Origin of the sequence: Nocardia sp. CY41 (assembly GCF_009829325.1) — a bacterium.
GTDB lineage: Bacteria > Actinomycetota > Actinomycetes > Mycobacteriales > Mycobacteriaceae > Nocardia.
Genome location: NZ_VUOS01000019.1, coordinates 192895 through 216902 on the forward strand (window position 1 = coordinate 192895; position 24008 = coordinate 216902).

Annotated in this window: 10 protein-coding genes; 9 read left to right on the top strand and 1 reads right to left on the bottom strand. The window is 70.5% G+C overall.

Translation table 11 applies throughout. The annotated features are described in order from the left end of the window. Nucleotides 1–4: 4 nt before the first annotated feature. On the top strand, nt 5–652 hold the full coding sequence (locus GVY64_RS21650; protein WP_236567042.1) for a TetR/AcrR family transcriptional regulator: 648 nt from the start codon (nt 5–7) through the stop codon (nt 650–652). Here GVY64_RS21650 and GVY64_RS21655 read toward each other — a convergent pair whose 3' ends face one another. Continuing rightward, nucleotides 653–1420: a TSUP family transporter gene (locus tag GVY64_RS21655; RefSeq protein ID WP_159844269.1), complete on the bottom strand. Its 768-nt coding sequence runs from the start codon at nt 1418–1420 to the stop codon at nt 653–655. 106 nt (nt 1421–1526) lie between these two features. Here GVY64_RS21655 and GVY64_RS21660 point away from each other — a divergent pair, with 106 nt between their 5' ends. The 8 genes from GVY64_RS21660 (at nt 1527) to GVY64_RS21695 (ending at nt 23922) form a co-directional block, all read left to right on the top strand. Beyond that, complete coding sequence (locus GVY64_RS21660) at nt 1527–2696, top strand: sensor histidine kinase (protein WP_159844271.1); 1170 nt, start codon at nt 1527–1529, stop codon at nt 2694–2696. A gap of 124 nt (nt 2697–2820) precedes the next feature. Then, nucleotides 2821–3480, top strand: coding sequence for a response regulator (locus tag GVY64_RS21665; protein ID WP_159844273.1), 660 nt, complete (start codon nt 2821–2823; stop codon nt 3478–3480). Between the two features lie 92 nt (nt 3481–3572). Beyond that, nucleotides 3573–4055, top strand: a complete 483-nt coding sequence (locus tag GVY64_RS21670; RefSeq protein WP_159844275.1) for an FxsA family protein — start codon at nt 3573–3575, stop codon at nt 4053–4055. A gap of 56 nt (nt 4056–4111) precedes the next feature. Then, nucleotides 4112–4369, top strand: coding sequence for a ribbon-helix-helix protein, CopG family (locus GVY64_RS21675; RefSeq protein ID WP_159844278.1), 258 nt, complete (start codon nt 4112–4114; stop codon nt 4367–4369). A 40-nt stretch (nt 4370–4409) separates the two neighbouring features. Then, a complete protein-coding gene (locus GVY64_RS21680; protein ID WP_159844281.1) occupies nt 4410–6008 on the top strand; it encodes an amidohydrolase in 1599 nt (532 codons plus the stop codon). A gap of 1215 nt (nt 6009–7223) precedes the next feature. Then, on the top strand, nt 7224–8906 hold the full coding sequence (lnt, locus tag GVY64_RS21685) for an apolipoprotein N-acyltransferase (protein ID WP_159844371.1): 1683 nt from the start codon (nt 7224–7226) through the stop codon (nt 8904–8906). 377 nt (nt 8907–9283) lie between these two features. After that, entirely contained in the window at nt 9284–22933 is a 13650-nt protein-coding gene (locus GVY64_RS21690; protein ID WP_159844283.1) for an amino acid adenylation domain-containing protein, read from the top strand. Further along, nucleotides 22930–23922 (top strand): ATP-binding cassette domain-containing protein, encoded by a 993-nt coding sequence (locus GVY64_RS21695; RefSeq protein ID WP_159844285.1) that lies wholly within the window; start codon nt 22930–22932, stop codon nt 23920–23922. The genes GVY64_RS21690 and GVY64_RS21695 overlap by 4 nt, the downstream gene beginning before the upstream one ends. The last annotated feature ends 86 nt before the right edge of the window (nt 23923–24008 follow it).

The window sequence follows — 24008 nt, forward strand, 5'->3', positions numbered from 1 at the left end:
CCGCGTGCCGCCATCCGCCCTTCGTGACCGCAAACGCGAACGTACCCGCCGAGCCATCCTGGAAGCCGCAGCCGAGCTGTTCGAGACCAGAGGCTACGAGGAGACCACGGTGGCCGACATCGCCGCCGCGGCGGACGTCGGCACCCGCACGTTCTTCAACTATTTCGCCAGCAAGGAAGAGTTGCTCTTTCCCGAATCCGACGAGCGGGTGCGCGCGGCGGTGGTGGCCATCGCGGGCAGGCGTCCCGGAGAACGCCCGGTGGAGGTCTTGCTGCGCGCGTTGCGTGCCGCGGGCGACAATCCCGGTGAACACCTCGTCGACGATCTGTACGCCCGGATCGGAGCGCTGCGCGCGGAGGTGTCGCGGACCGTCCCCGCGGTGAGCGGGCGCGCCGCGCATGCCCAGTTGGTCACCCAGCGTGAGATCGCCAGGCAGTTGCACAAGGCGTTCCCCGCCGAACTCGACGAGGTCGGCGCCGCCGCATTGGTCGGCGCGGTCGTCGGCGCGGTGTCGGGTGCGCTGACGGTGCTGTTCCAGCAGCCGGTGGCCGGTGTGGAGGACGCCGAGCGCCTGCAGCGCAGGATTCACGAGACGACGTCGCGGGTGCTGCGGCCCTGGCTCGCCACCCAGCACGCCGAACCGGTGGGCTGATCAGCCGAACTGCTGCCAGCCCAGCCGGAGCACCATCCCGATCACGACCACCAGCAGCACGATGCGCACGAACTCGGCGCCCTTGCGCAGCGCCATGCGCGCGCCGACCACGGCGCCGACAACGTTCGCGACGGCCATTCCCGCGCCCAGTGCCCACAGGATGTGCCCGGTCGCCCCGAAGAACAGCAGAGCGCCGAGGTTGGATCCGCAGTTGATCACCTTGGCCATGGCGGCGGCCCGGACGAACTCGGTGCCCAGCAAGGTCGCGAAGGTGATGATGAGGAAGGTGCCGGTGCCCGGCCCGAGCAGCCCGTCGTAGAAGCCGATAAGACCGGCCGCCAGCGCCATCGTGAGAACCACCTTGCGCCGGGTGGGCGGATGCGTGGCCAGGGTGACGCCGATCGACGGGCGCAGCGTGACGAACACGGCGACGCCGACCAGCACCACCATCACGATCGGGATGAACAGTTCGCGGTCGATCAGCGAGACCGCGGCCGCGCCGACCGCGGCCGCCCCCGCGGCGATCACCGCTGCGGGCAGCAGCACCCGCCAGCGCATCGGCACCTTGCGCGCGAAGGTCAGGACCGACGCGCTGGTCCCGGCCACCGCGGCGAGCTTATTGGTGCCCAACGCGGTCTGCGGCGCGATTCCTGGCGCCACCACGAACAACGTCGGCAGCACGATCAGGCCGCCGCCGCCCACCACCGCGTCCACCCAGCCCGCGGCCGTCGCCGCCGTCAACAGAACCGCCCAGTCTCCGATCTCCACGACGTCAGACAACCAGACCCCGGATCGGGGCCGCGCCGGGTGTGCTCGCGCAGACCGCTCCGCCGGGCCGTCCTGCCCGCGTGCCGCTCGCACCTAGGCTGATGCCGTGCGTCGTTTCAGTCTGTGGCTCCGGGGGAAGCCCGTCGTGGCCGATTCGGTGCTTGCGGCGATTTTCGTGCTGCTCGAGGTCATCGGTGTGGGCAACGCCCACAACAAGCTCGCCTACCTTGCCGTCGGGGTGCTGCTGCCGCTACCGCTCACCCTGCGGCGGGTGTACCCCCGGGCCATGGCGGCCCTCACCTTGGCGCTGTCGCTGACGGAGACGCTGGTGGGCTTCCTCGCCGAGGACGACGCCGACCACATCGCGCAGTTGTCCCACGGCATCATGCTGTACACGCTGGTCGCTTACGTCGGCAGGCGGGCCGGATTGTGGTACGGGCTCGGCCTGGCGGTGGACCTCGCGCTGTCGATCGTGGCCATCGGGAAACCCGCCGGGTCCGACGGCGTGTTCACCGTGATGTTCTACGCCTTGTGCTGGACGCTCGCGGAGTTCATCGGCGCGCGGCACGCCTACGACGCCGAGGTGGCGGCCCGGCTCGCGGTCGCCGACTACGACAAGGAGCGTCGCGCGCACGACGCCGTCGCGGCCGAACGCACCCGCATCGCGCGGGAGTTGCACGATGTGGTGGCGCACGCGGTGAGCGTCATCATCGTGCAGGCCGACGGCGCGAAGTACGCGCTGCGCCGCGACCCGGACGCGGCCGAACAGGCGCTCGGCACCATCGCGGGCACCGGCCGCGAAGCGCTGCGGGAACTGCGCCGGACCGTGGCCCTGCTGCGCACCGAGCACGCTCCCGATCAACTGCCCCAGCACGGCACCGCCGGCATCGCCAAGGTCGTGGAGATGATGCGCGGCACCGGCCTGGCCGTGGAGCTCGAGCTGAGTGGCGAACTCGATGACATCGCACCCGAGGTGAGTCTGGGCGTGCACCGCATCGTGCAGGAATCGCTGACCAACACACTGCGGCACGCGGGGCCGCACCCGAAGGCGTGGGTGCGCGTGCGCCGCACCGACGCCGACGTGCTGATCGACGTCACCGACACCGGCGGGGTCTCGCCGCACGACTCGGCGCGCATCCAGGGCAGCGGACTCGGCCTGGTCGGGATGCGTGAACGCGTCGCAGTGCTGGGCGGCAGCCTGGAGGCGGGCCGCGACGCCGACGGAGCCTGGCGCGTGCACGCCAGCATCCCGCTGCGGCCCGGCCTCGCCGAGTGAGCCTGGTCACCGGCCCCTGCGCCCACCGCGTAAACCGCTGCGGCGCAGGATGATCGGCCGACGGTGCGGGGCCGGCCCGTGCAGCTCGTCCGGCGCGCCGAGGCGTTCGCGTTACATTGGGGGCGTGCCGATCACCGTTCTCGTCGTCGATGACCAGGAACTCATGCGGATGGGATTGAAGATGGTGCTCGGCGCGCACCCGGACATCGACGTGATCGGTGAGGCGGCCAACGGCGCCGCCGCGGTCGCCGCCGCGGCCGAACTGCGACCCGACGTTGTGCTGATGGACGTGCGGATGCCCGTGGTGGACGGGGTCGTCGCCACCACTCGGATCGTGGAGGCAGGGCACGGCAGCCGGGTGCTGGTCATGACGACCTTCGACCTCGACGAGCACGCGCTCGGCGCGCTGCGCGCCGGAGCCAGCGGATTCCTGCTGAAGGACACTCCGCCCGAGGATCTCGTCTCGGCCATCCGCAGCGTCGCCGCCGGTGACGCCGTGGTCTCGCCGAAGGTCACCAAGCGTCTGCTGGACCGGCTCATCGCGGAGAACCCGGCGCGTACCCGCGACCCGGGCGTGCTCGACGTACTCACCGCCCGCGAGCGCGAAGTGCTCGAGCAGATCGCCGCCGGACGCTCCAACGCCGAGATCGCCGAACAGTTGTACCTGTCGGAGGCCACGGTCAAGACGCACGTGGGCCGGGTGCTCACCAAACTCGGTCTGCGCGACCGCGTTCAAGCGGTCGTGCTGGCCTACGAGACCGGATTGGTGCGTCCCGGCGGCTGAGGCGAGACGGATCTCAGCGACCTATCAGGCGAATCGGGGAGCAAAACCCCGGTGCGGCACGTTGACCGAGTAGATCGTCCGAAAGGATCGCCATGCCCGCCTTGTTGTTCGTGTTGTACGTCGTCGTCGAAGTCACCGCGCTGGTCGCGGTCGGTCAGCTGATCGGCGTGCTGCCGACCATCCTGCTGCTCATCGCCGGGTCGGCCGCGGGCATGCTGCTGGTCGGCTCGCAGGGGCGGCGTGTGTTCGAGCAGTTCCGCCGGGCCGCGCGCGGGGAAGTGGCTCCAGGGACCGCCGTGGCCGACGGCGCCCTGGTCGCGGCGGGCGGGGTGCTGATGTTCGTACCCGGCCTGGTCACGTCGGTGTTCGGCCTGCTCCTGCTGCTGCCGCCGACGCGGTTGCTGGTACGGCCCCTGGTCACGGCGTTCGCCGCACGGCGCTTCCGCAGGCTCGTCGCGACGGCTCCCTACCGTGGCGTGGTCGTCGACGGCGGTGAAGTGGTCGACGGCGTCGTGGTGGGGCAGTGGTACGACGACGGCCAGAGCACCGCGCGCCGCGCGATCAGCGCGCCCTGACGGCGAAGTCGGCGCACCCGGTTCCGTGTGGCGTCGCGAGGGGCTATCGTGGCGCGATGGCCACCGAGCAACTCACCGTGACGGTGAGCGAGGAGCTGGCCGCCGCGGTGAAACGAGCGGCGGCGGCTGCGGGACAGTCGATTTCCGGATTCGCGGCCGCGGCGCTGCGGCTGGAGCTGATCGCCGTGGAGGCGGGGTGCCTGCCCCCGGCGGCCGGGCGTGCCGGAGGTGCGCCGCCGCCGGAGTACGCGGAGGTAATGGCGGTGCTGGCGCAGCCGGAGGATCTGGCGCGTCACCCCGTGCTGAACGGCTGACCGAAACCGCCGGAACGGCCATACGGCAGACTGGTGCCTCGTGAGTACCCAGTTGCTGATCGGCGGTCGTTTCTACAGTGCCAGTTCGCCCGACGCCACGGCGATGGCGGTGAGCGACGGGACCGTCGTCTGGCTGGGCGCCGAGCAACCAGGTCGCGCGCTGCATCCGGACGCCGAGGTCATCGACCTCGACGGCGCCTTCGTCGCGCCGGCGTTCGTCGATCCGCACGTGCACGTCACCGCCTTGGGCCTGAAGCTGACCGGGCTCGATCTCTCCACCGCCCGGTCGCTCGAGCACTGCCTGCGGCTGCTGCGGGAGTTCGCCCGGGCGCACCCGGAGGGGGTGGTGCTGGGCGACGGCTGGGACGAGACAACCTGGCCGGAGGGCAGGCCGCCCACGGTCGAGGAGATCGACGCGGCGGCCGGTGCGGGCAGGCACGTCTACCTCTCGCGGGTGGACGCGCATTCGGCGGTGGCGTCCTCGGCGCTGCTGGACGGACTGCCCGAGTTTGCGGTGGCCGACGGATTCACCCGCGGCGAGCCGGTGCGGGCCGCCGCCCACCACGTGGTGCGCACCGCCGCGCTGGCGAGTCTGTCACGGGCACAACGGGATCGAGCGCGTGCCGCGGCACTCGACCACGCTGCCGCGCACGGGGTCGTGGCGGTCCACGAATGCGCGGGCCCGGAGATCGCGGGCCGCGACGACGTCCGTGAACTGCTCGAGTTCGAGCACGGGGTCCAGGTGCGGGCCTACTGGGGCGAGGCGGTGCGCAGCGCCGAGCAGGCCCGCGCCCTCATCGGTGACCTCGGCGTGCACGCCCTCGGCGGCGATTTGTTCGTGGACGGGTCGTTCGGATCGCACACGGCGTGGCTACGCGCCCCCTATGCCGACGAATCAGGTTGCGGGCGAAGCTATCTCGATGCCGACGCGATCAGCGACCACGTCCGGGCCTGCACCGTCGCCGGTATCCAGGCCGGATTCCACGTGATCGGCGACGCCGCCATGGACGCCGTCGTCGCCGGTGTCGAACGGGTGGCCGCCGAACTGGGTGGTCCCGCGATCGCGGCGCTCGGGCATCGCGTCGAGCACGCCGAATTGCTCGACGGCGAGCACATCGCACGTCTCGCGCGCTGGGGTGTGATCGCCAGTGTGCAGCCGGGATTCGACGCCACGTGGGGGGGATCGGACGGCATGTACGTCGCGCGGCTCGGCGCCGAGCGCGCCGCGACGCTGAACCCGTTCGCCGCCATGGCCTCCGCGGGCGTCGCCCTCGCGATCGGCTCCGACGCCCCGGTCACGGCGCTGGATCCGTGGGCGGCGGTACGTGCCGCGGCCAACCACCGCACACCCGGCCACGGCCTGTCCCCGCGCGCCGCCTTCGCCGCGGCCACACGCGGCGCCTGGCGCGCCGGGGGCGTCCGCGACGGAGTCGCGGGCACCCTGGTGCCCGGAGCGCCCGCCTCGTACGCGATCTGGGATGCCGGCGAACTCGTCGTCACCGCGGCCGCGGATTCGGTGCAGCGCTGGTCCACCGACCCGCGCTCGCGCGTGCCTGGGCTGCCCGCATTGGATGCCTGCGCGCCGCTGCCCACGTGCCTGCGTACCGTCCACCGCGGGGTGACGATCTATGCGAAATGAGCGGACGATCGCGGAGCCTACGGTGGCTCCCGACCGTTCCGTGTCCGGCACTTCCGTGCGCCGCCACGGGCGGCCCGGCCGGACCTGCGTATATCGCGCCGGCGCCGCCGACCGCAGCTCGGCCGACCCGCGCAGCCGAGCTTCTCGGCCTACGCTCGGCACTCGACCGGCATCCGGGACGGAGCGTGCGCCGGAAGAGGGAGTGCACGGTGTGGGCGGCAGCCGCTCCGAGTCGGTAACCAAGTTTCTTCCGCGCCGTTGCCGAGCGCGGGAATTCGGACACGGTAGCGTCGCAGCGGACGCCGAGTGCCGAGTATGCGGCCGGCCCGTCGATCCGCTCGGCACTGCGCGGTGGCGACCAGCGGGTGGCAGGTCGGCGTCGTGGCGCCTGACCCGCATGGGTCCATCCGTGGCTGTCACCGCCCTTTCCGTGAAGACGATTACGGTCCAAGCGCATCGGCGGAGCCTCTTGCGCTCGGCGTGTGCTACGACGCCGAGCAGGCGGTACCGCACTGAAGGCGGGTGCGATGTGGCACTGAGTGTCAGCCGGGGATGCTGGAGCGGGAGTCGTGAGCGTCAGGTGGGCCGATCGGAGGGGGTCTCCGGGCGAACACGCACGGCAAATCGGACGAAGCTGCCGCGGCGCGAGGTGATCGCGCAGGTAGAAGCCGGATTTTCGCCGGTCGCCGAGTGGCTTCCGATGCGCCGTGAGTTCGTCTCGTGCCGAGCGGTGAGTCGGCGACATCCCGCGGCCGAACGGGTTGTCGACCTGGCGCGACCGCAGACTGCCGGCTCACTGGTTCCCGCCGGAAATCGGGGTTCTGCCTGCCGTGGGGCGGTCGGGGCGCCGACTCCGAAGCAACGGCGGTTAACGATCCGGTGGCCTGCGGCGATTACCAGGTGGACGCCTCGTGACTCCGGCTCGGTGGTGGCCCGCGATTTTCTGCATTGCTCCTCCACCGAATCCGTTGTGGGGCGTGCAATCGCTACCGCGCGGCCGACGCGACACCGCCGGCGCGTCCAGGTCTGTGCGCGCCCGCAGAGCATGACGGCGACGATATCGAGTGTGACGAACGTCACGACTTGGGGTCGGCCGGGTTCCGCCGATCGACGGGCCCCGGGTGGTTTACGCCGGTCCACCTCGTGCGGACCAGCGTGGGTGCCGTCAGCGGCGGACTGGCGATCGCCGGCCCGATGGCGGACAGTGGCCGAGTGATGGCGCGAGAACGAGTGCTCGGATCGGTGCGGCAGGTGTCCGAAGTGCTTCGTAGGCACCAAGTGGCGGCGCGTTCGGTCGCGGCGATCTTCGCGGGCCTGCTGTTGTTCGGTAGCTTCCCGCCGCGGCCGTGGTGGTTTCTCGCCCCGGTCGGCATCGCGATACTGACCCTCACCGTACGTGGCGGCGGCCGGCTGCGGGCGGGTTTCGGATACGGATTCCTGGCCGGACTCGGGTTTTTCGTTCCGCTCCTGCCGTGGACGGGCATTTACGTCGGTCCACTGCCGTGGCTGGCGCTGTCCACCGTCTGCGCGCTGTACCTGGGCGTCTTCGGCCTGCTCGCCCGGCTCGTCGGCACGTTGCCCGGCTGGCCCCTCTGGGTGGCCTTGGCCTGGACCACGGCCGAGTGGGGCAGGTCGAGTTTCCCGTTCGGCGGTTTCCCGTGGGGCCGTTTGGCCTTCGGCCAGGCCGACGGCTGGTTCCTTTCGCTGGCCGCGGTCGGTGGCGCCCCGCTCGTCGGGTTCGCGGTCGCGCTGACCGGAACCGGCGCGGCGGCATTCGCGTCCTTGCTGTGGTCGGCGCGTCCCGCCGGTGACGGGCGCCGCACCGCCGATGCCGAGACCGGCGGCACTACCGCGACACCGGTGCGCCGACACATCCCCGTGACCCGACTCGGGTACGCCGCTGCGGCTTTCGCCGTGCTCGTCATGCCGCTCTCCGGCCTGCTGCTCCGGTCCGCGCTGCCGGATCCGGACGAGGGCGACAGGATGGTCACGGTCGCGGCGATCCAGGGCAGCGTGCCGCGTCTCGGGCTGGATTTCAACGAGCAACGGCGTGCCGTGCTGGACAACCACGTCCGGCGCACCGAAGAGCTGGCGGACGAGGTGGCGGCGGGCCGCGCGCCGCGCCCCGATGTGGTGATCTGGCCGGAGAACTCCTCGGATATCGACCCGTTGCGCAACGCCGACGCGGCCGCCCTGATCACCGCGGCCTCCGAGCGGATCGGCGCACCCATCCTGGTCGGTGCCGTGCTGATCAACTCGGATCGGACCACGACCAACTCGGTGATGGTGTGGAACGGCGCGGGCGGCCCCGGTGAGCGGCACGACAAGAAGATCATCCAGCCTTTCGGAGAGTACCTGCCGATGCGCGGCTTCTTCCGTCGTTTCTCCGAATACGCCGATCGTGCGGGGTATTTCGTGCCGGGAAATGGTGACGGTGTGGTGCGTGCGGCGGGTATCGACATCGGCGTCGCGACGTGCTATGAGGTCGCCTTCGACCGGGCGTTCGAAGACGCGATGCGGGCCGGTGCCCAGCTGCTCACCGTGCCGACGAACAACGCCACCTTCGGCGACAGCGAGATGACCTATCAGCAGCTGGCCATGTCCCGCATCCGTGCTGTCGAGCACGGCAGGGCCCTGGTCGTCGCGGCCACGTCGGGTGTCAGCGCCATTATCGCCGCCGACGGCAGCGTGCGGCAGGAAACCTCGTTATTCGTGCCCGCCGCCCTGGTCGACGAGCTGCCGTTGCGCACGGACAGCACGCTCGCAACGCGAATAGGCCCTGCACCGGAGCGGGTTTTCGTTATCGTGACAGCTTCGGCGGCGCTGGCGGCCATCTTCCGGCGGCGCTCCGTGCGCGAAGATTTGCGAACCGCTCGGCGCACTGCCGGCAGTCGGTAACACTCTCCGTCGGGCCGCCGATAACCGAACGTCAGGTTTGTTCCGTCCCCCATCGGCCCGAAAGTAATGGTACGGAATTGAGTTGCGCTTTGTTCGCCTGGCAATGAAATCGGTCGTCGGAGTACCATCGAAAAGTCTGGTCAGGACCCGTTTTGGTTCAGCTCGACCTAGTTGAGTCGCAATGTTTGCGGAAATGTAACCAACCAAAGTGGCCTTCTGCCAAGGACGTTGGATGTGAAACAAATCCAATACGTCGGCAATCCGGCTGAAGCGATGCTCCGAATCATAGGGCGTGGATCACGTCCTCCGGCAGGCGCGTGCGCTTGCTGGGACGGTGCTCGGGGAGTTGCGTCAACAGCGGCAGAACGGAGTGATTGATGAGTTCATTGGCCACGGATCGCGTCGACCAATGTTCATCCGGCGAATTCTCGGCTCAACCGTTTGCGCTGTCACCCGCACAGACCGCTCTCTGGTACGCGCAGCGCATTCGGCCCGACGTGCCGTTGACGATCTCCCAGTACGTCGAGATACACGGGGACCTGGACGAGGGACGGCTGCTGTACGCGATCGAGCGTTTCGGGGCCGAGACCCAGGTGGGGCAAGTTCGCTTGATGGAACTGGATGGCACTCCGTATCAGATCGTGGATCCGGTGCACCGCCCGGGATGGGTTCGCATCGACCTGCGCGGCGAGGCCGATCCGTACGCCGCGGCGCTGCGCTGGATGCATGAGCACACCAGTTCGCCGATCGATCTGGAACGCGACCCGTTGACCTCCAACGCGGTGTTGCGGATCGGGGACTCCGACTACATCTGGTATTCGTTCGCCCACCACATCGTCATCGACGGCTACGGCGCGATGAATGCGCTTACCCGCACCGCCGAGATCTACACCGCGCTGGAGAATCGGACGGAACCGGTCGCCTCGCGGGCGACGGCCCTGGCCGAGATCTACGCCGACGAGGCGCGCTACCACCAATCCGGCCGTTTCCAGAACGATCGCGAGTACTGGCTCGGGCAGCTGTCCGGTGTCGGCGAGCCGGTGAGCCTCGGCGGCACCCGGCTCGGCGCCGCCGACCACGACGCGGGCCGCAGGCTGGCCACCGCGGTGCTGGACGACGAGCGCCATGCCGCGATCGACGCGGCGACCAGCGCGTGGAACACCACCGACTCGGCGGTGTTCGTCGCGGCGCTGGCCGCCTACGTGCGATCGGTGACGGGCAACGCGGACGTGGTGCTGAGCCTGCCGGTCTCGGCGCGCACCACGGTGTCGCTGCGCCGCTCGGCGGGCGTGATCTCCAACGTCGTGCCGATTCGGCTGCGATTCGACGAGGCGACCACGATCGGCGACCTGGTGAAGGCGGCCGAGCTGCAAATCACCGGCGCACTGCGACACCAGCGCTACCGGCACGACGACATCCGGCGTGACAGCGGCTACTCGCGCGACGCCCGCGGATTCTTCGGTCCGATGGTCAACCTGATGTTGTTCCACAACGAGCTGCATTTCGGCAGCTTGGTCGGCTCCATGCACGTGCTGGCCACCGGCCCGGTGGAAGATCTCTCGGTCAACGTCTACAACGGCGTGGGCGGCCGCTTGCACGTCGACTTCGAAGCCAACCCCCGCCTCTACGGCGAGGCCGAGGTGAACGTGCACCATGCGCGCTATCTCGACTTCCTCGGCCGGTTCCTGGCCGCGGATCCGAGCCTGCCCGCCGAGTCGTTGGGCGCGATCACCCACACCGAACGGGAGCAGGTGCTGCACGGGTGGAACGCCACCGAGGCGCCCCGGCAGGAAGGCACGCTCGCGAGCCTTTTCGCCGAGCGTGTCGCGGCAGGCCCGGAGGCGATCGCACTGGAGTTCGGTGACGAGGCGCTGACCTACGCCGAACTCGACGCCCGCGCCAACCGGCTGGCCCGGCTGCTCATCGCGCGCGGCGCCGGACCCGACACCACGGTCGGGCTGTGCCTGCGCCGCAGTCTCGACCTGGTGGTCGGCATGTACGCGATCGTCAAAGCGGGAGCGGCGTACCTGCCGCTGGACACCGAGCATCCGGCCGAACGGATCAGGCAGATCGTGCGCCAAGCCGAACCGCTGTGCGTGCTCACGACGAGCCGCGACGACGTGGAGCTGCCCGCGACGGTCGCCCGGCTGGACATCGACACCGCGGAGGTCTCCGGCTTCGACGCCGGTCCGGTCACCGACGCCGACCGCCGGTGCGCGCTGCGCCCCGACCACCTCGCTTACGTCATCTTCACCTCGGGATCCACCGGGAAGCCCAAGGGTGTCGGCGTGACGCACGCGGCCATCGTCAACCGCCTGCGCTGGATGCAGCACGAGTATCCGCTCGGCGGCGACGACGCGGTGCTGCAGAAGACACCGGCCACCTTCGACGTTTCGGTGTGGGAGTTCTTCTGGCCCTTGCAGATCGGCGCGCGCTTGGTGATCGCCGCCCCCGACGGACACCGCGACCCGGCGTACCTCGCCCGGGTCATCGCCGAAAAGGGCATCACCACTGCGCATTTCGTGCCGTCCATGCTATCGGTGTTCGTCACCGAGGCCGATCTGCACGGCTGCGCCTGCCTGCACCGGGTGTTCTGCAGCGGTGAGGCGCTGCCCGCGGCCGCCGTGCGAGAGTTCTACGCGGCGTTACCCGCCGCCGAACTGCACAACCTGTACGGCCCCACCGAGGCCGCCGTCGACGTCACCTACTGGGCGTGCCCGCCCGACGCGAGCGCCGTGCCGATCGGTTCGCCGGTGTGGAACACCGAGACCTACGTGCTGGACGATCGGCTGCAGCCCGTCCCGCCCGGCGTGGTCGGGGAACTGTACCTGGCCGGGATCCAACTGGCCCGCGGCTATCTAAGACAGCCGCGGCTGACTGCCGACCGGTTCGTCGCCAACCCCTTCACTCCGGGTGCGCGGATGTATCGCACCGGTGACTTGGCGCGCTGGCAGATCGGCCGTTCCGGCGCCGAGCCGGGTGTTCTGGAGTATCTGGGCCGCAGCGACTTCCAGGTCAAGATTCGTGGTTTGCGCATCGAACTGGGCGAGGTCGAGGCCGCTCTGCTCGACGACCCGAGGGTGGCTCGCGCGGTGTGCGTGGCGCACACCGGACGCACCGGTGACGAACTGGTCGCCTACGTGGTCGCGGCGAAGCAGGAGGACGACGAGGCCCGCCTGGACACGGCGGCGCTGCTGACCGCGCTGCGTCACACGTTGCCGGGCTACATGGTGCCCTCCACAGTGATGGAACTCGACGAGCTGCCGCTGAGCGCCAACGGCAAGATCGACCGCAAGGCGCTGCCCGCTCCCGTGCCGGGGACGCGTTCGATCGGGCCGATCGCCGAACCGCGCACCGAGGTGGAGCGAGTGCTCGCCGGCATCTTCGCCGAGGTGCTCGACACCGAGGTCGGCATCGAGGACAGCTTCTTCGACCTGGGCGGCAACTCGCTCATCGCCGCACGGGCGGTGTCCCGGATCAACGCCGCGCTGGGTACCGCACTGACCATCCGGGATCTGTTCGAGGCATCGACGATCGAGGCGCTCACCCGGCGTTTCGCCATGCAGACCACCGACGTCTCCTCGCCGCGCCTGGCGCCGGCCGAGCGGCCGGAGCGGATTCCGCTGTCGCAGGCGCAGCAGCGGTTGTGGATCCTGAACCGGTTCTCCGAGCATGCTGCCGCGTACAACATGCCGCTGGCGGTGGCGGTGGAAGGACCGCTGGACGTGGCCGCGTTGCGTGCGGGCCTGGTGGACGTCATCGAACGGCACGAGAGCTTGCGCACCACCTTTCCCGAGGCGCCGGAGGGGCCCTACCAGCTGATCCACCCGGCGGGGGCGATCCCGTTGACGCTCGACCCGATCGATGTCACCGACGCCGAGGTGGCCGAGCTGGCGACCGAATACGCCGGCTACGGCTTCGATCTGCGCAGCCAGGCCCCGATCCGGGTGGCGCTCTACCGCACCGGCCCGCAGCGGCACGTCTTCCTCATCGTGCTGCACCACATCTGCGGTGACGGCTGGTCCATCGCACCGCTGGCCAAGGACCTCATGACGGCGGTGGCCGCGCGCGCGAACGGTGTCGCGCCGCAGTGGACGCAGCTGCCGGTGCAGTATGCCGACTTCGCGCTCTGGCAGCGTGAACTGCTCGGCGACGAGTCCGATCCGGCCAGCGCGCTCAGCCGTCAGCTCACCCACTGGCACAAGGCACTGGGCGGACTGCCCGAACAGCTCGATCTGCCGCTGGACCGCCCGCGCCCGCTGCGCAGGTCGACCGTCGGCGGCCGGGTCGAGTTCACCATCCCGGCCGAGATCCGCCGCGCCGCCATCGAACTCGCGGCCAGCCGGGGCGTGAGCATGTTCATGGTGCTGCACGCGGCGCTGGCGACGCTGCTGTCGCGGCTGTGCGCGAGCGGTGACATCGCGATCGGCACCCCGATCGCGGGCCGTTCCGATCCGGCGCTCGACGATCTGGTCGGCATGTTCGTCAACACCCTCGTTCTGCGTACCGCGGTCGACCCGGGCGCCGGGTTCGACCGGATGCTGGACGTGGTGCGCGAGACCGATCTCAACGCCTTCGCCAACGCCGACGTGCCGTTCGAGCGGCTGGTCGAGGTGGTCAACCCGGAGCGTTCCCCGTCGCGGCACCCGCTGTTCCAGGTGATGCTGTCCTATGACCACGCTCCCGACCTGCGGATCGATCTGCCCGGTGTCCGCGCGGAGGTGCTGCCCATCGCCTCGGACGTCGCGAAGTTCGATCTGCAGCTGGTCGTCCACGACGACTCGGGCGACGGGCCGCTCTCTGCCGAATTCGGCTATACGACAGACGTTTTCGATCGAGATACCGTGCAGTCGTTCGCCCGCAGGTTCATCGCCGTGCTGGCAGGCGGCGTGGCCGCCCCCGAACTGCCGGTGGGCGACCTGCCGATCCTGGACCGCAGGGAAACCGAGAACCTGGTGCCCATCGGGGGTGCGCCCGCCGAGCCCTCGATCACCTTGGCCACCTTGCTGACCGCCACCGCGCGCCGGCTGCCGGACGCGGTGGCGGTCCGCTACCTGGGCACGGACACCACGTACCGCGAACTCGACGAGCGCTCGAACCGGTTGGCGCGCATCCTGATCGAGCACGGCGCCGGACCCGAGACGGTCGTCGCGATCGCGCTGCCGCGCGGTCTGGACGCGATCACCGCGGTGTGGGCTGTCGCCAAAACCGGCGCCGCCTATGTGCCGATCGACCCGAACTACCCCGGTGAGCGCATCGCCCACATGATCGGTGACTCCGGGGCGATGCTCGGTCTGACCGATCCCGAATCGTCGGCCGCGATGCCCGCCTGGCCCGCGGCGCGGGGAAAGCATCGCAGGGCCGAGGTCGACTGGCTGGTGCTCGGCTCCGCCGAGCTGGGCGCCGAACTCGCCGAGCACTCGGCGGAACCGATCACCGACGACGATCGGCACCATCCGATGCGGGTGAGTCACCCGGCCTACCTCATCTACACTTCCGGGTCCACCGGCACGCCGAAGGCGGTCGTCGTGACCCACGCGGGCATCGCGTCCCTCGCCGGCGAGCAGAACTACCTGTTCGGCATCTCGGACGCGGCGCGGACGCTGCACTTCTCCTCACCCAGCTTCGACGCGTCGGTGCTGGAGATGCTGCTCGGCTTCGCCGCGGGCGCCACGATGGTCATCGCCCCAGCGGGCACGTACGGCGGCGCCGAACTGGCCGCACTGCTGCGCGAGGAGCGGGTCACCCACGCCTTCGTCACTCCCGCCGCGCTGGCCACCGTGCCGAACGAGGGCCTCGATGAGCTGGAGACGGTGATCGTCGGCGGTGACGCCTGCTCGGAGGAACTTGTCGAGACCTGGACGAGCGGGCATCGCATGCACAACATGTACGGCCCCTCCGAGGCCACCGTCGCGGCGACCGCGAGCGGACCGATGGAGCCGGGGCGTCCGGTGCCGCTCGGTTCTCCCGTGCGCGGCATGCGATTGTTCGTGCTGGACAATCGTTTACATCCGGTCCCGCCGGGCACACCGGGCGAGCTGTACGTGTCGGGTCCGGGCGTCGCTCGCGGCTACCACGGACGCTTCGGCCTGACCGCGCAGCGGTTCGTGGCCAACCCGCACGGCCGGCGCGGCGAGCGGATGTACCGCACCGGCGATCTGGTCGTCGTGGAGCGGTCCGGACAGCTGCGGTTCCTCGGCCGCGCGGACGACCAGATCAAGATCCGCGGTTTCCGCATCGAACTGCGCGAGATCGACAACGTGCTGCGGCTGCATCCCGGCGTCCGGTTCGCGCACACCGTGGTGCACACCGACGAGCACGGTCAGGTGCGGCTGGCGTCGTACGTCACGGCCGACCGGCCGATCGAGGCGCGGGCCGTGCTGGAGACCGCCCGTGGGCGGCTGCCCGGCTACATGATCCCCGCGTCGGTGGCGGTGCTCGACAAGATCCCGGTCACGCCCGCGGGCAAGCTGGATCGAAAAGCTCTACCGGAGCCGGAGTTCGGGACTGCGGGTGCTTCTCGCCCGCCGAGCACCGCGCTGGAGCTGGGCGTGGCGGGGGTGTTCGGCGGAGTGCTCGGACGCCCGGTCGTCGGCGCCGAGGACAGCTTCTTCGATCTCGGCGGCAACTCCCTGCTGGCCACCCGGCTCGCTGCCGCGTTGCACGCCGAGTTCGGTGTGGAGCTGCCGGTGCGATCGATCTTCGAGACGCCCACCGTCGCCGGTGTCGCCGAGCAACTGGACCGAGCGCCCCGGACGCAGCGGCCGGCGCTGGCGGTGCAGACGCCGCGTCCAGGGCGTATTCCATTGTCGCTGCCGCAGCAGCGTTTGTGGTTCCTCAACCGATTCGCGCCCGAATCGAGCGCCTACAACATCGCTTTCGTGATCCACGTCGCCGGCGATCTGGACGTCCCCGCGCTGCGCGAAGCGCTCGGTGACGTGGTGCGGCGGCACGAGGTGCTGCGCACCGTCTTCCCGGAGGACGCCCAAGGCGCACAGCAAGTGGTGCTCCCGGTCGAGCGTGCGGTGCCAGAGGTGGTGGTCACCGACATCGACGACTCCGGCGCGAAAGCCGCGCTGGAAAATCTGGCGCACAGCGGTTTCGATCTCACCACGCAGGTGCCCCTACGTCTGTCGCTGCTTCGCACCGCGCCCGGGCGTTACCTGCTCGGCGTGGTGGTGCACCACATCGCCGCCGACGGCTGGTCGCTCGGTCCACTCACCAGGGATCTGGCCGCGGCCTATGCGGCGCGGCACGAGGGCGTCGCGCCGGCGTGGACGCCGCTGCCGGTGCAGTACGCCGACTTCGGGCTCTGGCAGCGTGCCTGCCTCGGCGAAGAGGACGATCCGGGCAGCGCGGCGGCGACCCAGCTGGAGTACTGGCGCACCGCGCTGGCGGACATTCCCGACCAGCTTCCGCTGCCCTATGACCGGCCGCGTCCCGTGGAGCCGACGCAAGAAGCCGGGACGGTGCGTTTCACGGTGCCGGAGCGAGTGCGGCACGGGCTCTCCGCGCTGGCACGCGAGCAGGGCGTCAGCAAGTTCATGGTGCTGCGTTCGGCGTTCGCGGTGCTGTTGCGCTGCGTCACGGGTGGGCGCGACATCGTGATCGGCACGCCGGTGGCCGGACGTACCGATACCAAGCTCGACGGACTGGTGGGCATGTTCGTGAACACGCTCGTGCTGCGCTCCGACGTCGACCCCGACCGCGACTTCACCGACCTGCTGCGCGCCGACCGGGACGCCGAGTTGTCCGCGATGGCGCACGCCGACATCCCGTTCGAGCGCATCGTGGACGAACTGGGCGCCGAGGCGCGTACTTCGGGCAGGCACCCCCTGTTCCAGGTGGCGCTGAGCGTCCAGGACACCCCGGTGCCCGCACTGGAACTGCCCTGCCTCGCCCTGCGCGCGGAGGCACTGGACATCGCGCTGGCGAAGTTCGACCTGGAATTGCGCGTTGCGAACGACACGGGCGCGCCCGGATCCGCCGCGGACGCGGCGGAAGGAGTGTTCGAATTCGTCTATGCCGCCGAGCTTTTCGACGCGATGACGATCGAGACGCTGGCGGACCGGTTCTTGCGCGTGCTCACCGCCGTCACCGGCGACCCGCGCGTGCTGATCCGGGACGTCGACGCGCGCACCGATCACGAGCGCCGTACCCTCGCCCCGGCGCGGGGCGGCCGAGCGGCACCGCCGTGCACGCTGGCCGCGTACTTCACCGCCACCGCACAGCGGTATCCGCAGCACACCGCGCTGTGCGCGGGCACGACGTCATTGACCTACGCCGAACTCGACCGGCGCTCCAATCGCCTGGCGCGCGCGCTGATCGCGCGTGGACTCGGCCCGGGAACCCGGGTGGCGCTCGGGCTCACCCGCTCGATCGACTCGGTGGTGGCGTTGCTGGCGGCCGCCAAGTCCGGCGCGGCGTTCGTGCCCATCGACCCGAAGTACCCCGCCGACCGCATCCGGCACATGCTCGCCGATTCCGGCTGCACGACCGGTGTGACGATCACCGCGCACGTGGAGAAGCTGCACGCGGGCGCCCCGGAAGGCCGCGGCACCGAGTGGCTGCTGCTGGACCGTCCGGAGTTCGCCGCCGAACTCGACGGCCACGACGACGCGCCGATCCACGACCACGAGCGTTCGCGCACCGTCCAGGTGGCGGATCTGGCCTATCTGGTCTACACCTCCGGATCGACCGGCACGCCCAAGGGCGTCGCGGTGACCCACAGCGGTCTGTCCAACCTGGCCGACGAGATCCGCGACCGCATCGGTGTCCAGGAGCATTCCCGCACCTTGCACTTCGCGACGCCGAGCTTCGACGCGGCGATCCTGGATCTGTTGATCGCGCTGGGAGCGGGCGCGGCGATGGTGATCTGCCCGACCGACATCTACGGCGGCGACGAGTTGGCCGCCCTGATGGAACGCGAGCGGGTCTCGCACGGCTTCATGACGCCGGCCGCGCTGGCCACGATCGACCGCGAGCGCTGGCCGCTGCCGCACATGCGCGCCCTCATGGTCGGCGGTGAGGCCGTGGCGCCGGATCTGGTCGCACGCTGGGCGCCGGGACGGATGATGTGCGATGTGTACGGACCCACCGAGACCACGGTGGTGATCACGATCTCCGGTCCGCTGCGCGCCGGTGATCCGATCACCATCGGCACCCTCGTGCGGGGCGCCCAGGGGTTGGTGCTCGACGAGCGGCTGCGTCCCGTGCCGGTCGGCGTCCCCGGCGAGTTGTACCTCGCGGGGCCCGGGGTCGCGCGCGGATATTTCAACCGGTTCGGGCTCACCGCAACACGTTTCGTGGCCGATCCGTACGGCCCGGCGGGGGCCAGGATGTACCGGACCGGTGACGTGGTGCGCTGGAACGCTTCTGGGGAGTTGGTCTACCTCGGCCGCAGCGACCATCAGGTGAAGTTGCGCGGTTTCCGCGTCGAGCTCGGCGAGATCACCGGCGCCTTGGGCGAACATCCGTCGGTGCGATTCGCGCACACCGAGGTGCGCCGCATCGCGGGAGCCGACCGTATCGTCGCCTTCGTCCAGCCCGCCGACCGCGCGGCCGGAGTGGACACCGAAGCGCTGCGCGCTTTCGTCGCGCGCCGGTTGCCCACGCACATGGTGCCCGCAGGCATCACCGCGCTGGACACCATCCCGCTGACTCCGGTCGGCAAGCTGGACGTCGACGCGCTGCCCGAACCGCGGTTCACGGGCGATTCGACCGGTCGCGAGCCCGGAACCGACGCCGAGCGCTTGGTCGCCGCGGTGATGGGTGAGCTGATCGGGGCCGACGACGTGCGCGCCGACGACAGCTTCTTCGACATCGGCGGGAACTCGTTGCTGGCGACCCAGCTCGTCGCCCGGCTGGCCGCGGCGACGAACGTGCGGCTCGCCGTGCGGACCGTGTTCGCCACGCCGACGGTCGCCGGACTGGCCGAGCTGCTGGCAGCGGGCGCCGGGTCCGACGCGGATCGCCCGGCTCTGGTGCGCCGGGAGCGTCCCGAACGCATCCCGCTGTCGGCCGCCCAGCGGCGGCTGTGGTTCCTCAACCGCTTCAACGCCGGTGGCGGGCCGAGCGCCGGGCACTCGGCGGGCGCCTACAACGTCCCGCTCGTGCTCCGCATGACCGGCCACCTGAACGTCGGCGCGCTGGTTTCCGCGCTGCACGAGGTGCAGGCCAGGCACGAAACCCTGCGCACGGTGTTCCCGGAGACCGACGGCGCGCCCGCGCAGGTCGTGCTCGACCCGGCCGAGGCCACGATCCCGCTGACCCGGGTGACAGCGCACCCGGACGAGATCGAGGCCGCCGTCCGTCGTTTCGCCGCACCGGGCTTCGATCTGGCCACCGATGTGCCGATCCGTGCGGCGCTGATCGCGGTGCCGACCGGCGCGGACGAGCCCGCCGAGCACGTGCTCGTCGTGGTCGCGCACCACATCGCGATGGACGGCTGGTCACTCGAGCCGATGGCCGCCGACGTCGCCGTCGCCTACCGCGCGGCCTGCGCGGGCGAGGCGCCGGGCTGGGCGGAGCCGGAGGTCCAGTACGCCGACTACACGCTGTGGCAACAGGAGGTGCTCGGTAGCGAGGACGACCCGGACTCGGCGGTGAACGGGCAGCTGGAGTACTGGCGGCAGGCCCTGGACGGCATCCCGGAGCTGCTCACCGTGCCCGCCGACCGGCCGCGTCCGCCCACCCCGTCCTACCGGGGCGGCACCGTGGAATGCACGGTGGATCCCGTCACACATCGTGAGCTGCAGAGGATCGCGGGCAGCAACAACGTCAGCCTGTTCATGGTCCTGCACGCCGCGCTCGCCGTGCTGCTGCACCGGATGACCGCCACCGACGACATCACCGTCGGCACCCCGATCGCGGGGCGCGGCCATCCCGCGCTGGACCGGCTGATCGGCATGTTCGTCAACACGCTCGTGCTGCGCACGCGGATCGACCCCGGCGCCCGGTTCACGGACCTGCTGCACGCGGTGCGCGAAACGGACCTGGACGCCTTCGCGCACGCGGACCTGCCGTTCGAGCGGCTCGTGGAGGTGCTCAACCCGGCCAGGTCCCAGGCGCACCATCCGATGTTCCAGGTGATGCTCTCGGTTCGCAACGAGCCGGTCGGCGGGCTGGAACTGCCGGGGCTGCGCGTCGAGGCCGCCGACATCGACACCGGGATCGCCAAGTTCGATCTCCAGTTCACCTTGACCGAAACGCAGACCGCACAGCGGGATCCGGCCGGCATCACCGTAGCGGTGAACTACGCGACGGATCTGTTCGACGAGCCGACCGCGCAGCGGCTCGGCAAGCGCCTGGCTCGCTTGCTCGCCGCCATCGCCGCGAGCCCGACCACCGCGGTGGGCGATCTGGAGCTGCTCGACCCCGCCGAGTGGACCGGGCTGGCGCCGGTGCGCGGCGGCAAACCGGACCGGCCGATCACCTTCCCCGAGGTGTTCGAGCGGGCGGCGAGCGTCGATCGCGCCGCGATCGCCCTGGTCTCCGACGGTACGGAGGTGACCTACGACGCGCTGGATCGCTGGACCAACCGCTTGGCGCGAGTGCTGATCGACCGCGGCGTGGGCCCGGAAACGCTGGTCGCACTGGGCATCCCGCGATCCATCGAGTCCGTGGCGACGGTGCTCGCGGTGGCCAAGGCCGGAGCGGCGTTCGTGCCGGTCGACCCGTTGTACCCGCAGCAGCGCATCGCGCACATGTTGTCGGATTCCGGTGTGGCGCTGGGCATCACGCTGGCGCATTACCGCCGGGAGCTGCCCGAGGACACCGAATGGATCATGCTGGACGATCCGCTGTTCCGCGGTTCGGTGCTCGACGCCTCGGACGCGCCCGTCACCGACACCGAGCGTCTCGCTCCGCTGCGGATCGACAACCCGGCGTACGTGATCTACACCTCCGGCTCGACCGGCACGCCGAAGGGCGTGATGGTCACGCACGGCGGACTGTCGAACTTCGCCGCCGAGACCGCCCACCGGTTCGACGTCCAGCCGGGGTGCCGGGTGCTGCACTTCGCCACGCCGAGCTTCGACGCGGCGATGCTGGATCTGCTGCTGTCCCTCGGCGGCGCGGCGACTCTGGTGATCACGCCCGGCGGCGTGGTCGGCGGTGACGAACTGCGGCAGGTCTTCGCCGCGGAGCGGATCACCCACGCGTTCATCACCACTTCGGCCCTCGGCACCGTCGACCCCCGGGGTCTGCACGAATTGCAGCACGTGCTGGTCGGCGGCGAGGCGCTGCCGCCGGACCTGGTGACCCGATGGGCGCCCGGCCGCAACCTGTACAACGTCTACGGCCCGACGGAGACCACCATCGTCACCGTCATCTCGCAGCCGATGTCGCCCGGTGCGCCGATCACCATCGGCGGACCCATCCGTGGCGTCAACGCGGCGATCCTCGACGCACGGTTGCATCCGGCTCCGCTCGGGGTAACCGGCGAACTGCACTTGGCCGGTGACGCACTGGCCCGCGGCTACCTGAACCGCCCGGGACTGACCGCGCAGCGATTCGTCGCCAACCCCTTCGGCAAACCAGGGGAGCGGATGTACCGCACCGGCGATCTGGTGCGCTGGTGGGCCGGGCAGCGGGAGAACGGGGCGTCGCCCGATGCCGCACCGGAGATCGAATACGTCGGCCGCACCGACCACCAGGTCAAGATCCGCGGCTTCCGCATCGAACTCGGCGAGATCGACGCCGCGCTCGCCCGTCACGGCGCGGTGGCGTTCTCGACCACCATCGGGCATCGCACCCCGGCCGGCGCGACCGCGCTGGTGTCGTATGTGAAGGCGCGCGACGGAGTGACGCTCACCGCGGCCGAGTTGACCGCGCACCTGACCGGGCTGGTGCCGAACTACATGGTGCCGCAGTCGATCATGCTGCTCGACGAGGTGCCGCTGAGCCCGGTGGGCAAGCTGGATCGCGCGAAACTGCCGGAGCCGGTGTTCACCGCGGGCGAGGGCTATCGCGCTCCCTCCACCCCGACGGAGGAGGCGCTGTGCGCGGCCTTCGCAGAGGTGCTCGGTGTGGAGTCGGTGGGTGTGGACGATGGCTTCTTCGAACTCGGCGGCAATTCGCTGCTGGCCACGAAGGTCGTCGCACACGTCAGGGAGTCGGGCCTGGATCTGCCGGTGCAATTGATGTTCGGCGACGCGACGCCGGCGGCGATCGCGGCGCGGCTGGACGGGGCGGACGCGACTTCGGGTGCCGCGGTGGCGGCGATGCTGGCGCCGGTGCTGCCGATCCGGCCGAGCACCGAGGTCAGCCGCGCGCCGCTGTTCTGCGTGCATCCCGCGATCGGATTGGCCTGGTGCTATTCGGGTCTGCTCGCGCACCTCCCGGCGGACCGGCCGGTCTACGGCTTGCAGGCTCCGCACGTCGCGGGGCAGGACGGTCACGCGACGATCGGCGAGGCCGCGCGCCACTACGTGGCCGAGATCAAGCGGATCCAGCCGGACGGCCCCTACCACTTGCTGGGCTGGTCGCTCGGCGGACTGATCGCCCAGGAGATGGCGGTGCAACTACAGGAGGCAGGCGACGAGGTCGCACTGCTGTCGATGATGGACAGCTACCGGTTGTCCGATGACCTGCTCGACCAGGCGACCCCGAGCGTCGCCGAGATCGTCGGCGAGTTCGGCAGCGACGAACTCGGCGCGGAGATCGATCCGGACCTGAGCCTGCGGGAGGCCGCCGAGCTGCTGCGCGCCCGGTCCGGGCCGTTCGCGGCGCTGACCGTCGAGCATCTGGAGCGGCTCTACGCGGGTTACCACAACGGCACCGTGCTCGCGCACAGCTTCCGGCCGCGCCCGTTCGACGGCGACCTGTTGTTCTTCACGGCGGGCGACGACCCGGTCAACCGGGCCGATCCCGATCGGTGCGCCGAAGCCTGGCAGCCGTACGTCACCGGCGCCGTCCACGACCACGAGCTGCGCTGCGCGCACTCCGCGATGACCACGCCGGACGCACTGGCGGTGATCGGGCCGGTGCTGCGGAGGTGGCTGGAGACGAAGGAGACGCACACGTGAGCTTCGCGGTCGAGGTGACCGGCCTGGTGAAGAACTACGGCCGCGCCCGCGTCCTGGACGAGATCGACCTACGAATCCCCACGGGCACGGTGATGGGCCTGCTCGGCCCGAACGGGGCGGGCAAGACGACGACCGTGCGGATCGTCACCACGCTGCTGAAGCCCTCCGCCGGGTCGGTACGGGTGGCGGGCGTCGACGTGCTGCACGATCCATCGGCGGCGCGCAAGCGGATCGGTTTGTCCGGCCAGTACGCCGCCGTCGACGCCAACCTGTCCGGCTACGAGAACCTGCGCATGGTGGCCCGGCTGTACGGGATGTCCCAGCGCCAGGCGACCGCTCGGGCCACCGAACTGCTCGGTGCCCTCGGGCTCGACTACGCCGCACACCGCAGGGCGGGGACGTACTCCGGCGGCATGGCCAGGCGGCTCGACCTCGCGGGCGCGCTGGTCGCGCGGCCGCCCGTGGTGGTGCTGGACGAGCCGACCACCGGCTTGGACCCGCGCGGCAGGCTGGACATGTGGCGGGTGATCGGCGACCTCGTCGACGACGGCACCACGGTGCTGCTCACCACGCAATACCTGGAAGAAGCGGATTTACTGGCCGACCGCATCACCGTGATCGACCACGGGCGGGTCATCGCGCGCGGCTCGGCCGACGAGCTGAAGACCTCGATCGGTGGTGACCGGCTCACCGTCACCCTGGCCGCCGGGCAGGCCGCCGAGCCCGCGCTGGCCGTGCTGGCGCAGATCGGCGTCGGCAAGCCCGCTCACGAGGTGGGCACCGACGAGGTGTCGGTGGTGGTCGGCGACGGCTCGCGCACCATGGTGGAAGCGCTGCGCAGACTCGACGACGCGGGCGTCTGCGTGGTCGACGCGAACGTGCACCGGCCGAGCCTCGACGACGTATTCCTTTCCCTCACCGGCAAGCCGGGCGACACGCCCGTCACGGAGCCGGAGACCGATGACGTACCAGAGGAGATCATGTCGTGAGCACGGCAATGGTGCGGGAGGCGGCCCCGCAGGCGCAGCCGCGGCCCGGAAAGGCCGCGACGCAGCAGGATTCCGCTCCCCGGCTG